General features: G+C 29.9%; 17 protein-coding genes and 1 riboswitch. Of the genes, 12 read left to right on the top strand and 5 right to left on the bottom strand.

The features are described from left to right. The first annotated feature begins 35 nt into the window (after nt 1–35). The 5 genes from guaB to panB are packed head-to-tail and all read left to right on the top strand — an operon-like array spanning nt 36 to nt 4,323. Nucleotides 36–1,112, top strand: a complete 1,077-nt coding sequence (gene guaB, locus ACTTAR_RS03475; protein ID WP_440697715.1) for an IMP dehydrogenase — start codon at nt 36–38, stop codon at nt 1,110–1,112. Next, complete coding sequence (locus ACTTAR_RS03470) at nt 1,112–1,549, top strand: tetratricopeptide repeat protein (RefSeq protein WP_440697714.1); 438 nt, start codon at nt 1,112–1,114, stop codon at nt 1,547–1,549. The genes guaB and ACTTAR_RS03470 overlap by 1 nt, the downstream gene beginning before the upstream one ends. Then, complete coding sequence (gene guaA, locus ACTTAR_RS03465) at nt 1,539–3,101, top strand: glutamine-hydrolyzing GMP synthase (protein WP_440697713.1); 1,563 nt, start codon at nt 1,539–1,541, stop codon at nt 3,099–3,101. The genes ACTTAR_RS03470 and guaA overlap by 11 nt, the downstream gene beginning before the upstream one ends. Nucleotides 3,102–3,122: 21 nt before the next feature. Then, entirely contained in the window at nt 3,123–3,542 is a 420-nt protein-coding gene (locus tag ACTTAR_RS03460) for a VOC family protein (RefSeq protein WP_428080744.1), read from the top strand. A gap of 4 nt (nt 3,543–3,546) precedes the next feature. Next, nucleotides 3,547–4,323 carry a 3-methyl-2-oxobutanoate hydroxymethyltransferase gene (gene panB / locus ACTTAR_RS03455; protein ID WP_440697712.1) on the top strand — a complete coding sequence of 259 codons (777 nt, stop codon included), beginning with the start codon at nt 3,547–3,549 and terminating at the stop codon, nt 4,321–4,323. Here the strand turns inward: panB and ACTTAR_RS03450 are convergent. Continuing rightward, nucleotides 4,320–4,931: a TerC family protein gene (locus ACTTAR_RS03450; protein WP_440697711.1), complete on the bottom strand. Its 612-nt coding sequence runs from the start codon at nt 4,929–4,931 to the stop codon at nt 4,320–4,322. The two genes, panB and ACTTAR_RS03450, sit on opposite strands and share 4 nt — an antisense overlap. A 100-nt stretch (nt 4,932–5,031) precedes the next feature. Continuing rightward, the gene (locus tag ACTTAR_RS03445) at nt 5,032–6,288 is read right to left on the bottom strand and encodes an ABC transporter substrate-binding protein (RefSeq protein WP_440697710.1); all 1,257 of its coding nucleotides are present in this window, start codon (nt 6,286–6,288) and stop codon (nt 5,032–5,034) included. A 146-nt stretch (nt 6,289–6,434) separates the two neighbouring features. On the opposite strand from ACTTAR_RS03445, the gene ACTTAR_RS03440 reads away from it, so the two are divergent. Genes ACTTAR_RS03440 through ACTTAR_RS03425 form a run of 4 tightly spaced genes read left to right on the top strand, consistent with a single transcriptional unit; the run spans nt 6,435 to nt 9,730 of the window. Continuing rightward, on the top strand, nt 6,435–7,301 hold the full coding sequence (locus ACTTAR_RS03440) for a branched-chain amino acid ABC transporter permease (protein ID WP_440697709.1): 867 nt from the start codon (nt 6,435–6,437) through the stop codon (nt 7,299–7,301). Beyond that, a complete protein-coding gene (locus ACTTAR_RS03435) occupies nt 7,301–8,314 on the top strand; it encodes a branched-chain amino acid ABC transporter permease (protein ID WP_440697708.1) in 1,014 nt (337 codons plus the stop codon). The genes ACTTAR_RS03440 and ACTTAR_RS03435 overlap by 1 nt, the downstream gene beginning before the upstream one ends. After that, nucleotides 8,311–9,033, top strand: a complete 723-nt coding sequence (locus tag ACTTAR_RS03430) for an ABC transporter ATP-binding protein (protein ID WP_440697707.1) — start codon at nt 8,311–8,313, stop codon at nt 9,031–9,033. Before ACTTAR_RS03435 ends, ACTTAR_RS03430 begins: the two co-directional genes overlap by 4 nt. Further along, the gene (locus ACTTAR_RS03425) at nt 9,023–9,730 is read left to right on the top strand and encodes an ABC transporter ATP-binding protein (RefSeq protein ID WP_440697706.1); all 708 of its coding nucleotides are present in this window, start codon (nt 9,023–9,025) and stop codon (nt 9,728–9,730) included. Before ACTTAR_RS03430 ends, ACTTAR_RS03425 begins: the two co-directional genes overlap by 11 nt. On the opposite strand, the gene ACTTAR_RS03420 is transcribed toward ACTTAR_RS03425, so the two are convergent. From ACTTAR_RS03420 to ACTTAR_RS03410, 3 genes are read right to left on the bottom strand one after another with little or no spacing between them, the layout of a single operon-like run. Continuing rightward, entirely contained in the window at nt 9,731–10,516 is a 786-nt protein-coding gene (locus ACTTAR_RS03420) for a putative hydro-lyase (protein ID WP_440697705.1), read from the bottom strand. Nucleotides 10,517–10,520: 4 nt separating this feature from the next. Then, a complete protein-coding gene (locus ACTTAR_RS03415; RefSeq protein WP_440697704.1) occupies nt 10,521–11,009 on the bottom strand; it encodes a tetratricopeptide repeat protein in 489 nt (162 codons plus the stop codon). Then, nucleotides 11,006–11,782 carry a 5-oxoprolinase subunit PxpA gene (locus ACTTAR_RS03410; RefSeq protein ID WP_440697703.1) on the bottom strand — a complete coding sequence of 259 codons (777 nt, stop codon included), beginning with the start codon at nt 11,780–11,782 and terminating at the stop codon, nt 11,006–11,008. The genes ACTTAR_RS03415 and ACTTAR_RS03410 overlap by 4 nt, the downstream gene beginning before the upstream one ends. Nucleotides 11,783–11,810: 28 nt before the next feature. Here ACTTAR_RS03410 and ACTTAR_RS03405 point away from each other — a divergent pair, with 28 nt between their 5' ends. From ACTTAR_RS03405 to ACTTAR_RS03395, 3 genes are read left to right on the top strand one after another with little or no spacing between them, the layout of a single operon-like run. Continuing rightward, a complete protein-coding gene (locus ACTTAR_RS03405) occupies nt 11,811–12,488 on the top strand; it encodes an allophanate hydrolase subunit 1 (protein WP_440697702.1) in 678 nt (225 codons plus the stop codon). Next, a complete protein-coding gene (locus ACTTAR_RS03400) occupies nt 12,478–13,419 on the top strand; it encodes a biotin-dependent carboxyltransferase family protein (protein ID WP_440697701.1) in 942 nt (313 codons plus the stop codon). The genes ACTTAR_RS03405 and ACTTAR_RS03400 overlap by 11 nt, the downstream gene beginning before the upstream one ends. Then, entirely contained in the window at nt 13,419–14,291 is an 873-nt protein-coding gene (locus ACTTAR_RS03395) for a DMT family transporter (RefSeq protein WP_440697700.1), read from the top strand. The genes ACTTAR_RS03400 and ACTTAR_RS03395 overlap by 1 nt, the downstream gene beginning before the upstream one ends. A 31-nt stretch (nt 14,292–14,322) precedes the next feature. Beyond that, nucleotides 14,323–14,412: riboswitch (glycine riboswitch) on the top strand. Nucleotides 14,413–14,490 lie beyond the last annotated feature (78 nt).

Here is a 14,490-nt window from a genome sequence, read left to right as displayed (position 1 = left end):
ACTTTAAAATTAAAAGGAATCGTATATAAAAGATCATGGTTCCTATAAAAGAAGCACTTACCTTTGATGATGTTACTTTAGCTCCTAAGTATTCAGAAATATTACCATCTGAAGTAAATACATCAGTAAATTTAACAACAAATTTAAAGCTTAAAATTCCACTTTTATCATCTGCTATGGATACTGTTACAGAAAGCAATATGGCTATAGCAATTGGTAAAGCTGGAGGAATAGGGGTCATTCACAGAAATTTAGATATCAAAAAACAAATCTTAGAAATTAAAAAAGTAAAAAAATATAAATTATTAGTTGGTGCAGCAGTTGGAGCATCAATTGCCGAATTCGATAGAGCAAAAGCAATACTTAGAGAAGGTGTTGATTTAATTGTAGTAGATACTGCTCATGGTCATACAAAAAAAGTAGGAGAAATAGTTAAATATATAAAAAAAATTAAAAATAAAAATATTGCATTATGTGCCGGAAATATTGCAACACCAGAAGCAGCAAAATTTTTGATTAAATTAGGGGTTGATATTATTAAAGTTGGGATTGGACCAGGATCAATTTGCACAACAAGGTTAGTAGCAGGAATAGGTGTTCCTCAATTAAGTGCAATTTTATCTGTAAGGAATGGTCTTAAAAATAAAAATGTAAAAATAATTTCTGATGGCGGTATAAAATATTCTGGTGATTTGGCAAAAGCTTTTGCAGCAGGTGCAGATGCTGTAATGATAGGTTCATTATTTGCAGGTACTGATGAAACACCTGGTAAACTAATCAAGAAAAATGGAAAATTATTTAAAAGTTTTAGAGGGATGGGATCAGTAGGCGCTATGAACAAAGGTTCAGCAGATAGGTATTTTCAAACAAAGCAAAAAGATACATCAAAATATGTTCCAGAAGGAGTCGAAGGTTTTGTTAAATACAAAGGAGATGTTAGCAGTATTATATTTAAATTAATTGGTGGTCTTAAATCATCCATGGGTTATCTTGGTTCAAAAGAAATTGTAAAATTGAGAAATAAACCACAATTTGTTAAAATTACTAAAGCTGGATTTTACGAAAGTATGGTTCATAATGTAGATGTAATCAAAAATGACAGTAAATATTAATGAATAAAATTTTGAAATTGATTTCACTGGTTGTTTTATTTGTTTCATTTCAATCAAATTTATTTTCAAAAGAAAATTTTTTTAATGAAGCAATTAAATTGTATGAAAAAGAAAAATATGAGGATGCGAGATTTCTATTTGAGCGAAATATCGTGTTTAATCCAAAGGATGCAAATTCATATTTGTACTTAGCAAAAATTTATAATCACGAAGAAGATAAAAGAAAAGAGGAATATAATTTAGAAACCACTTTATTAATTGATCCTCAAAATGAAGATGCAATTTTAATGCTAATGAAAATTGCATTAGAAAAATCTAATTATGATAAAGTTAAAGAATTGTCTGATACATTTGTTCAAGTATGTAAGTCATTATGTGATGAAAATAATGAAATTTTAGAGTCTTTAAAAAATCTAGAACCAAGTAATGAGTCTTGATAATAACCTTAACAAAATCTTAATTGTAGATTTTGGTTCACAATTTACTCAATTAATAGCTAGAAGAATAAGAGAACTGGGTGTTTTCTCAGATATTGTAAGTCATAAAAAAATTAAACTTAATCAAATTGACAACAGTGTAAAAGGTATAATTTTATCAGGAGGTCCTCTAAATGTTTATCAAATCAACAAGTATTCATTTGATAAGAAGATTTTAGATTTAAATATACCAGTTCTTGGAATTTGTTTTGGACATCAAATATTATCTAAACTTAATGGGGGTAGAGTTAAGCAATCAAAACATCGTGAATTTGGATTAGCAAAAGTAATTAAAAAAAATAATAGCCTCTTAACAAATAATTTTTTTGGTGCAAAAAAATCTAAAGTAGTTTGGATGAGTCATGCAGATCAAGTATCCAAATTACCAAAAAATTTTAAAGTAATTGCATCAAGCTCAAATTCAAAATTTGCTATTGTAGAAGATAAAATCAAAAATTATTATGGTGTCCAGTTTCATCCAGAGGTAACTCATACAGAAAATGGAAAAAAACTGATTAGTAATTTTATTTTTATTATTTGTAAAATTAAGAAAAATTGGTCCTCAAAAGATCAAAAGAGAAAATTAATCAAAGATGTCAGAGATCAAGTTGGAGATAATAAAGTAATTTGTGCTTTATCTGGGGGAGTGGACAGTAGCGTGGTTGCTCAGTTATTGAATAAAGCAATAGGTAAAAAATTATATTGTATTTTTGTAAACACTGGATTGTTACGAAAAAATGAGGAAGTTCAGGTCGTTCAAACTTTTAAAAAACGATTAAAAATGAACTTAATCTATGTGAATGCTGAGAAGGAATTTTTAAGTAAATTAAAAAATGTATCTGATCCAGAGAAAAAAAGAAAAATAATAGGAAATCTATTCATTAAAATTTTTGAAAGGTATGCGAAGAAAATAAAAAATGTAAAATTTTTGGCACAAGGTACTTTGTATCCAGATTTAATTGAAAGTAAGTCTGTTACTGGAAGTCAAACTTCTAAAATAAAATCACATCATAATGTAGGTGGTTTGCCAAAAAAAATGAATTTAAAGCTAGTAGAGCCATTAAAATTTTTATTTAAAGATGAAGTTAGAAAATTAGGTTTAGAATTAAATTTGAGTCATGAAATAATTTCAAGACATCCATTTCCTGGTCCTGGTTTAGCAATCAGAATGCCAGGTATTATTACTAATGAAAAAATAAAAATTTTAAAAGAAGCTGATCATTATTTTATTCAAGCTTTAAGAGATTATGGTCTTTACCACAAGATTTGGCAAGCTTATGCAGCATTACTTCCAGTAAAAACAGTTGGAGTTATGGGTGATAACCGAACATATGAATATCTATGCTTATTAAGAGCAATTACCTCTGAAGATGGAATGACTGCTGATTTTTATGAATTTAAAAAATCATTTATGCAAACTATCTCTAACAAAATTGTTAATAGCATAAGAGGAATTAATAGAGTGGTTTATGATATTACCTCTAAGCCCCCAAGTACTATTGAATTAGAGTAATTTTAATTATAAAAACATCTTATGAAATATTTACATACAATGATCAGAATTAAAGACGTAGATGAGTCATTAAGATTCTTTTGCGAAGGTCTTGGCCTAAAAGAAACAAGAAGAATGGAGAATGAAAAAGGAAGATTCACTTTAATTTTTCTTGCAGCCCCTAATGATGAAAAGGCAGAAATTGAGTTAACTTATAATTGGGATGGAGATGAGCTAGGGGAAGGTTCTAGAAATTTTGGTCATCTTGCATATAGAGTAGATAATATTTATGAAACATGCCAAAGATTAATGGACATGGGTTACACTATAAATAGACCACCAAGAGATGGTCATATGGCATTTGTTAGATCACCTGATAAAATTTCAATAGAAATACTACAGGAAGGAAACTTAGAGCCTAAAGAGCCTTGGGCTTCGATGGAAAATACCGGCTCTTGGTAAGTCGATGAATAAAAAGATTTTAGATTTTATTAAGAAAAAAAATAAAACTAAATTAGTAACCTTAACCGCCTATTCTAAAAATATTGCTTCAGTTTTAGATAATTATTGTGATCTAATTTTAGTAGGGGATTCACTTGGATCAGTTTTATATAATTACAAGTCTACTAGAGAAGTAACTTTGAATACAATGATTGAACATTCCAAGAGTGTTCGTATGGGCATCAAAAAAAGTTTAATGATTGTTGATATGCCTCATAACACTTATCGCAATCCTAAAGAGGCATTGAAAAACGCAAAATTAATAATGAAAAAAACTAAATGTGATGGGGTTAAATTAGAGGGTGGAGAGAAAATTATAACCATTATTAAAACTTTAGTAAAAAATAATATACCTGTAATGGGTCATATAGGAGTTTTACCACAGTCAGATAAAACATTTAAATTTAAAGGTAAGAAACAAAGTGAAAAAGAAAATATTATGAAAGACGCAAAGTTAGTTGAAGAAGCTGGTTCATTTTGTATGGTTTTAGAGTGTGTTCAAACATCATTAGCAAAACAAGTAACTAAAAGTGTTAGTGTTCCAACAATTGGGATAGGCGCATCTAATAATTGTGATGGTCAGATTTTGGTATTCGATGATTTAATAGGTTTAAATCCAATCAAATTTAGATTTGTTAAGAAATATTTGAATATTAAGAGGGATATATCAAAAGCAGTTTCTAAATATGCAAATGAGGTTAAAACAAGAAAATTCCCCTCAAAAAAATACTCTTTTAATTAAAAGTATTTTTTAAATTGTTCATTAATATTTAATATCTCAAGATCTACCAAACCACCTATAATTAATTGTAGACCAACAACTAAAATAAATATTAAACCAATGTATGCTATCCAGATATGTTTTTGAATATAATTAGCCATGTAAGTGGCTAATGCTCCAGTAAGAACGACTGATAAGACAAGCCCAAAAATCATATAACCAAAATACCCTTGAGCAGCAGCAACAACTCCAATTACGTTATCAAAACTGATCATCAGATCAGCAAATAATACTTTACCTATACTATTTATGTATGATGGTTGTTTTATTTTTTTAACTGAAGGTTTTATATTCTTGATATCAACTAGATCTTTTCTTAAATCATTAACTATCCATACCAATAATAACCCACCTAAAATTTTTATAAAATAAAACTCAAATAAAAAAGTAGCAAAGATTGCAAAAAATATTTTAAAAACAAATGCTCCAATTACACCCCACAAGATTATTTGTTTTCTATTTTTAGGTACAAAATTTGAGGCGATAGAACCAACTATCACAGCATTATCTGCAGTTAAGATAATAGTAATAAAAATAATTTGAGTTAGAATTATGAGCTCTTCAATCAAGATGTTTAATTATTATTTTAATTTAAGAAGATTGCAATCAAAAGAATAAAAATAAGGCGGTCAAAACTTTGACCGCCTTAATAATTGTGTTTCAATTAAATTATCTTTCAGACCAAGTAGGCATAGGATATTTTAACTCACAAGCTGCTAATTCAAATGGATATACTGTGCAGTATTTTCCATTTTGAACTTGCATTAAAATACCTCTAGTCTTCTCGTTTTGACCATCTGCACCAAATTTAATTCCTCTGTAAGGAACAATTAAAGACTCAGATGACATATCTAGATTAACTAGAGCTTGTCTGATCTTCTCAGGATCTGTTGATCCAGCATTGTTAATTGCATTAGCCAAAGCCATAAAACCTGTAAATGCTCTTGCAGGTACATCTGATAAATCTCTTCCACCAGAATGTGTCTTAAAGATATCATTCACAGTTCCAATCATAGGAATAGTTTTTGCTAAGTCAGTATTGAAAGGTGATCTTGTAATTACACCTTCTGCTTTGCTTCCCATTGTGTCTATGAATTTAGGATCTGTATAACCAGCATTTTGAGCAACTAAAAGTTTAGGATTATAATCAAGTTCTTTTGCAGTATTTAAAAATAAATATGCATCAGCTGTATAAGATGAAGGCAATAAAACATCGGGATTTTTTGCTTTCAATCTTTGTACTTCAGAACTTAAAGTTGTTGTTTTAGCTTTGTAGCTGATTTTTTCTACAACATCATAACCTTGTTCTTTAGCCATTTTGTCTTGAGTTCCACCACTATCAGAACCCCACAATGTATCTTCATGAATAATACCCAGAGTCTTTAACTTGTTACTATTCTTTTTGTTAAAGTCATTCATGAATTCAAACATAAGCTGAGTAAACTCCCCATCATGTGGAGTAACTCTAAAGAAGTATTTAAATCCTCTTGTTGTTAATTTTGGAGAAGTAGATTCACCATTTACCCAAGGTATTCCTGCTCTCTCAGAAACTTGACTAGCAGCACCAGTTACTGACGAGTAGTAAGCTCCAAACATTGCATGAACTTTATCAGAATTTAACATTTTTTCAGTTTCACCAACACCAATATCTGGTTTCCCACCATGATCTCCAACAACGATTGATATTTTACCTCCACCTAATCCTTTTAATCCTGCATCTTTTGCAAGTGGCATACCTGGAATGTTGTGGCTGTTATTGATGATATCTAGTGCAGTCTTAACTGCTGCTACAGCATCTTTACCAACCTGAGCAACAGGTCCAGTAAGTGGATATAGTACTCCAATTTTTACATCTTCTGCGTAACTAATCGCTGGCGCAGATACTAATGAAAAAAAAGTGAATACTGTAAGAATTAATTTTCTCATTTTTTTCCCTCTTGTTTAATTTTTAAATAATTAATTTAATACTATTCAATTGATCAATTCAATGATTTAGTTTTTTATTTTATAAATGCTTAAGAAGTATTTGTTTAATATATACATTCTTTATATATACTTTAATAATAAACCAAATGACTTCTGAAATTATAATTCAAGCTATAGTCACAGGCTTAATGATGGGATTAATCTATGCATTAATCGCAGCAGGTTTGAGTTTAATTTTTGGTTTGATGGAGATTGTAAATTTTGCTCACGGAGAGCATTTAATGTTATCAATGTTCTCGTCATTTTGGCTTTGGTCTTTGTTTGGTTTGGATCCATTGTTTTCAATACCAATAACAATTCTTTTATTGGCATTTTGTGGAATTGCTACTCATTATTTTTTAATTAGATACATCTTAAAAGCAAAAATGCTTATCCAAATTTGCGCAACATTTGGATTATCTATTTTTATTAGATCAATTGCTCAATTACTATGGACTCCAGACTTTAGAAATGTTGATAAGCCTTTATTGGAAGGACGTATTGAGATTGGATCTGTATTTATTGGTCAACCACAACTTTATGCAAGTCTTGTCTGTTTAGTTGCTTTTTTTGGTTTGTATTGGTTTGTAACAAAGACAGAAACAGGATTAGCTCTTCAAGCAACAGCACAAGATAGACATGCTGCAGAAATTCTAGGAATACCATCAAATAAAATGTTTGCAATAGGTTGGGCGATTGGACTTGGTTGTGTAGGAGTAGCTGGTGGAATGATGGCTAATTATTTTTTTATTTTTACAGATGTTGGTATAAATTTTGCTTTATTTGCTTTCGTTGCAGTAGCATTAGGAGGTTTTGGAAGTATCATTGGGTGTTTGTATGCGGGTATAATTATAGGTCTTGTAGAATCTCTAGGTGGATTATTGATCGATCCATCATTTAAACTTTTATATGTTTTTGCAATTTATCTTTTGGTTGTGATTTATAAACCTCAAGGTCTTTTTGGCAGGTATTGATGGATAGTAAGTTATTAATTGCAAAATCAGAACCAATTTGGAATACAAATAATAGAGTAATTTCTATTATTGTTGGCTTAATTATACTTTTGTTTACACTTCCATTGTTTGGAATGAATTCGTTTTATCTGCATTTATTTATTATGATTTTTATGCATGCAGTGATGGCACAATCTTGGAATGTAATTGCAGGTTTTTCTGGTCAAATAAGTTTAGGTCATGGAGCATTTTTTGGAATCGGTGCTTATGCAACCTCATTTTTTTATATGGAATACGGAATAACACCATGGATCAGTATATTTTTTGGTATGTTTGTTTCAGCAATTTTTGCTGTCTTAATCGGTATACCAATGCTCAGATTAAGCGGTCACTATTTTGCTATTGCTACTTTGTTAATTGGGATAAGTTTCCAAGTAGTTTTTCAAAGATGGGACTTAGTAGGAGCCGCATCAGGTTTATGGGTAACTATGACACCAGAAGATTCTTGGTCTGCATTACAATTTCATAGTAGCAAAGTTCCTTATTATTATGTCTTTTTAATATTTTTTTTAATAACTTTCTTTTTAGTTTGGTTGTTGAGTAGATCTAAATTGGGTTATAGGTTGAGAGCAGTTAGAGATGATCCACAAGCAGCCTTAAGTTTATGCATCAATGTTTCTAATTATAAAATCATAGCTTATGTTATTTCAGCAATGATCATGGCACCCATGGGCAGTTTGTTTGCTCAATATATTCTAATTATCGATCCTGATAGAGTTTTTAATATTGAGATATCAATTATAGTTTTATTAATCACAGTGCTAGGTGGAATTGGAAATGTTTGGGGCCCAATTATTGGAGCGGCAATTCTTATACCAATTTCAGAATATTCTAGAATTTACTTAGGAGGAACAGGCGGTGCTATTGATTTAATTTTTTATGGATTAATTTTAATGATTATTTGTATTTTTAGGCCAAACGGTCTTATTTCATTTGTCCCAAAAGATATTTTAGAAAGAAAGAAACAACGATGAAAATATTAACAGTTGAAAATCTAAGCAAATCTTTTGGCGGTATTCATGCAAATAGAGATATTTCTTTTGACGTTGAAGAGGGTTCAATATTAGGAGTGATTGGACCTAATGGTGCAGGTAAATCTACTTTATTTGATTTGATAACTGGTTTTACAAAACCTGACACTGGAAAAGTTAAATTTTTTGACAAAGATATATTTGGAATTAGTCCTGATAAAATTAGTAACCTTGGAGTAGGGAGAACCTTTCAAAAACTAAAACCATTTGCAGATCAAACATTGCTTGAAAATGTCATGATTGGAGCATTTGTAAAAGAGAAAGATATTAAAAGAGCAAGAGATAGAGCATTAGAAATTATTGATTTTGTAGATTTGATTGAGAAAAGACATCACTTTGCAAAAGAACTATCAACTGGACAAAGGAAAAGATTAGAGATGGCTAGAGCAATGGCTATTGATCCTAAGCTTCTTTTGATGGATGAAGTAACTGGAGGTGTAGATCAAAAAACTATTCCTGGACTTGTAGAACTTGTTAAAAAATTAAAAAAGACAGGAGTAACGATTATTACAATTGAACATAACATTAATATTATAATGGAGATTTCTGATAATGTATTGGCTTTAGATCAGGGAAAACGAATTGCGTTTGGAGAACCAAAGGATATTCAAAACAATAGACAAGTTATTGATGCTTACTTAGGAACATTTGATGCTGCTTGATGTAAAAAATATTGATGTTTTGTATGATGATTTTCAGGTCATCTGGGATGTTTCAATTAATGTTAATAAAGCTGAAATGGTTGCACTTTTAGGACCGAATGGATCTGGAAAAAGTACAGTTTTAAATACTATAAGTAATTTAGTTGAGCATAAAAAAGGATCTATCACTTTTGATAAAACCTTAATTTCAAATATTCCAACTCATAGAAGAACTGAATTAGGAATTTCACATGTGCTTGAAAGAAGAAGAGTATTTCCTCATCTTACAGTTAAACAAAATCTTTTGTTGGGTGCTTGGCACCCAAAAGCAAAAGAAGAATTGTCAAATTCATTGAGTAAGGTTTATAAAATCTTTCCAAAGTTAGAAACTAGATCAGATCAGTTAGCAAAAACAATGTCTGGCGGTGAGCAACAAATGTTAGCTATTGCAAGAGGCATGATGGGATTACCAAAACTTTTAATGGTTGATGAACCTTTTTTAGGTTTATCGCCAATGGTTATGAAAGATCTTATAAAAATTTTTAAAAACATTGTAGCTGAAGGAATTTCAATTTTATTTGTAGAACAAAATGTAAGATTGGCATTAAGTATGGCTGATAGAGGATACGTTTTAGAAAGTGGAAGATTAGTTATCGATGGCAAATCAGAGGATTTAATTGATAATGAAAAAGTTACTAAAGTTTTTTTAGGAAATTAATTAAAAAGCAGCAAGATCGTTATTTAATTTATCAGTAATAAGCATTTTACCTGGACTATGAGTAATACAAAAATCAGGCTTTGAATTCTCCAAAACTGATTGAGGAGTAACTCCACATGCCCAAAATACAGGAATTTCATTGTTCTTTATTGCTTTAGGTGGATCACCATATTCAGGTTTCATTATATCTTTAATTCCAATTTCATCAGGATTACCAACATGTATAGGTGCACCATGTACAGCAGGAAATCTAGAGCTAATTTGAATTGATCTAATCGTATCCTTTGAATTTAATGGTCTCATAGACACAACTAGTTTTCCTGAAAACTGCCCCGCAGGTTCACAATCTATTGAAGTCTTATACATTGGAACAATAGTATTGTTTTCTATATGCTGAATTGGAATTCCAGCCTCCAGCAAAGGCAGTTCAAAAGACATTGAGCATCCAAGAACAAAAGTTGTTAAATCTTCATTCCAATATTTTTTAATATCATATGGTTCATCAATTAATTTTCCTTTTTCCCATACTCTATATTGAGGAACATCAGTTCTAATATCAATATCACCAAGATCTTTTAATGAAGGATCTCCTTTTGTACCAAATCCAATTAATGGACAAGGTTTTGGATTTTTTTGACAGAAAGAAGCAAAGTCCATTGCATATTTACTTGGCAAGATACAAAGATTTCCTTGAACATACTTGTTAGCAGCACCAGCAGTTTGTTCTTTGTAGTTATTTTCTCTTATAACTTTTCTTGCTTCTAATGGATCTTGAATATCTAGCATTAAATTAGTATTTAGATTTCTTTGTTCCTTCTATTATTTCTTTTAACTCGTTATATTCTTCACAGTTACAAGTTTCTAACACTTTAAGTCTTTCTTTGGCTAAATCCATTCTATTTGTAACAACATAAAGTTCACCAAGGTATTCGTTAATACCTTTATGATATGGATCAATTTCTAAACCTAAAAGATAATATTTTTCTCCATTCTCGTAATCTCCAAGCTTTCTAGTCGTAAAACCAAGATAATTTAATGTATCTGCTTGAAGAGGTTTTTTTTTATTTGATTTAAGAAGAAGCTTTTGAGCTTTTTGATATCTCTGTTTAGCTTTTTCTAGTTTACCTTTTTTTTCATATTTCTTAGCCCACTTAACTGCTTCAACTGCTTTATCATAATTTGATTTTACTTTTTTTGGTTTTGAGTTGTCAGATCCTGCAGAAAAAGAATTTGTTGTTATTAAAATTAAAAAAAATGTAATTAATATATGCTTTATCATTTTGAAAATTTCTCCATTTTATTTAAAGGTTTTAAGTTAAGCCCATTTTCAATTAAATTTTCTCTAATTGATCTTGCTGTAGCAAGTGAACTTTCATTATCTCCATGTATGCACACGGAATCGATTTCACAAGGTATTTGCTTTCCACTGTAACAATTCAGTGCCTGGTTTTTTACCATGCTTAACACATGTTTTTTAGCTTCTTCAGGGTCAGTAATTAATGCATGTGGTTTCTTTCTAGAAACTAAATTTCCATCATCTTCATAAGTTCTATCTGCAAAAATTTCACAGGCAATTTTCATATCTAATTTTTTAGCTGCTTGTTCCATTTTAGAACCAGTAGGAACTAAATAAATTAAATCTTTACTTATTTCATTGATCGCTTTTGCTAATGTAGTTGCTAAATCAATATCCTCACACGCCATATTGTTTAATGCTCCATGTGGTTTTATATGAGTAACATTTTCTCCATGATCTTGAGCAATCTTTTGTAAAATTTCATATTGATCAATAATTAATTTTCTAACCTCTTCAGGCGCAAGGTTCATTCTTTGTCTTCCAAAGTTTTCTGGATCATTAAATGATGGATGAGCACCAATGCTTACACCGTTTTTTTTTGATATTTGAACTACTTGGTTCATAGATTCTTCATCACCAGCATGGAATCCACATGCAACGTTAGCAGAATTTACTATATCAAGTAAATCTGGATCATATTTATTTGAATGGTGTTTTGATTTTTCACCTAAATCACAATTTATATTAATTTCCATAGTCTTAATTGTTGAAGTATAACATGCCATGATTAAAAATATATCAAATCTTGGTGACGCAGCTGTTTATTGTGATTTTGGTGTAGAGGTAAATAAATCAGTTAACTCTGAAGTAATAAAATATTTTAAAACTTTAAAAAAAGAAAATATTGAAAGTATTAATAATCTTACTCCTTCTTATAATAAATTAATAGTTTCTTATGACCTCAAGAAAACAAACTTTAAAGAAGTTAAAAAATTAATTGAAAATTTAAATGTTAATGAAACTCAAGATAACAATAATGCTAAAATAGAAATTCCAGTTTGTTGTGATGATCAATTTTCTCTAGATATAAAAAGATTAGAAGAAAAATTAAATATCAAGCGAGATAAAATTTTAGAAAATTTTTTTAGTAAGGAATATTTTTGTTATATGACAGGATTTATTGCTGGTATGCCTTTCTTAGGTGATTTAGATGAAAATATGAGAGTACCAAGATTAGAAACACCAAGAGTAAAAGTTCCAAAAGGATCTGTTGCTTTAACTGAACAATTTGCAAACATTTATACGTTTGAAAGTCCTGGAGGATGGAACATACTTGGCAATACACCTGTAGATGTTTTTGATAATTCAAAAGAAGTTGAACCTAATTTAATAAATCCTGGTGATATAGTAGTTTTTAAACAAATAAATCTTGAAGATTATAATAGTTATAATGACAAATAATTTCGAAATTATAAGGGCTGGAGTAAACACAACTTTTCAAGACCAAGGAAGAAACAATCTATATCACATTGGAATTCCATTTAGTGGAGCAATGGATAATAGAAATTATAGTTTAGTTAATAAGCTGGTAGGTAATAAATTAAATTCACCAGTGATAGAATTTGCATATCAAGGACCACATTTAAAATATTCAGGGGAAAATGTTAATATAGCAGTCACTGGTGACGTGGTTTTTAAAATTATTAAAAGTGGTACGGAAATTGATGGCAATTGTTATGAGAGTTATCAAATTGAAAGTGGAGATGAAATTAATCTAATCTCAACAAATAAATCAGTTTATGGATATTTAGCAGTTGGTGGAGAATTAGATTTAAAATTTCAATGGAATAGCTGTTCTATAAATACAAAAGCAAATATTGGATCAAATAATGGAAAAAAATTAGAGAACGGTCAAAAAATAAATATCTTAAATATTAATTCAGACCAAAGTATAAAAAAGACTAATTATATAAATTCTAAAGTTGAAAATATTAGAGTAATAAAAGGACCAAACTTCGATTATTTTTCAGAGGAAGGAAAAAAGATATTTTTTGAAAAAGAATTTTCTGTATCAAAACTTTCAGATAGAATGGGGATGCGTTTAGAAGGTCCAAACATTGAAAATATTATAAATACCAATATTAAATCAGAAGGTTTGTTAAAAGGAGTCATCCAGGTACCTGCGGATGGAAATCCAATTATTATGCTTTCAGATCATGGTACTATTGGTGGGTATCCAAAAATTGGTGTAGTAGCTAGTGTTGATTATGATCGTTTAGTACAAATATCACCTGGTTCAAAAATAAAATTTAAAGAGATAAATTTATCTGATGCTGAAACTTTGTTTAAATTATACGAGATGGATACTCAGAACTTACTTAATCAAATATAATGAATATAATTAGAAAACTTCCAGGACCATTTTTAATTTTTTTAGGTGCTTGTAGTCTTAGTTTTGGAGGATTGATTGTTAAGTCTTTTGAAGGAGCAACCCTTTGGCAAATATTATTTTGGAGAACGGTATTCTTCTTAATTGTTATTAGCTTGTACTTAGCTTTAACTTATAAAAAACAAGTATTTAGATCTTTTTATAATTTAGGATTTCCTGGTTTCTTTGGTGGATTTATTTTATCACTCGGTTTTAGTGGTTATGTATTTGCGATGTATAACACAACAGTTGCTAATGCTAATTTTATTATTCAAACACAAACAATCTTCCTAGCAATATTTGGTTATTTTTTTTTAAAAGAAAAAATTTCAGCAATTACTCTTACTTCAATAATTCTTGCAATTTCAGGAATACTTCTAATGGTTGGAAGCTCTTTATCTCCAGGTCAAATGTCTGGAAATATTGCAGCTTTCATAATGCCAATATCTTTTGCTACATTAATTTTAGTTGTAAGAAAATATCCAACAGTTGATATGGTTCCTGCTCAATTTGTTGCAGGTATTTTTGCATTGTTAATAGGTTACTTAATGTCAGAAAAAATAATGATATCTCCTAATGATATTTTTTTAGGATTTTTAGCTGGGTTTTTACAATTAGGATTAGGTTTTATCTTTATTACTATCGGAGCTCAACGAACACCATCAGCAATGGTTGGAATCATAATGTTAACAGAAGCAGTACTAGGTCCTTTATGGGCATGGTTGTTTATAAATGAACAACCGCCTTTCATAGTAATAATTGGAGGATCAATAGTTATTTTTGCAGTTTTACTTCAATTTTACAATTTATATACCTCAGAAAAAAAAGCGATCTAATAACATTTGACATTAAACAGTATTTATTAGAGTATTTGTTAACGGGAGAGATCACAAACTTTGTGACACCGAAGGAGCAACCGCCCAGGAAACTCTCAGGTAAAAGGACCGTATTATATTAACTCTGGAAAGAGATTGAGTTCTCGCCGAAGGAGTAAAACTCTCAGGCAAAAATACAGATGGGTACGACAGAGTTAGT

This window comes from Candidatus Pelagibacter sp. HIMB1709, from assembly GCF_052047635.1.
In the GTDB taxonomy this organism is placed as follows: Bacteria; Pseudomonadota; Alphaproteobacteria; order Pelagibacterales; family Pelagibacteraceae; genus Pelagibacter.
Note: the sequence above shows the minus strand (reverse complement) of the source record. Positions and strands in the feature narration are given on the sequence as shown.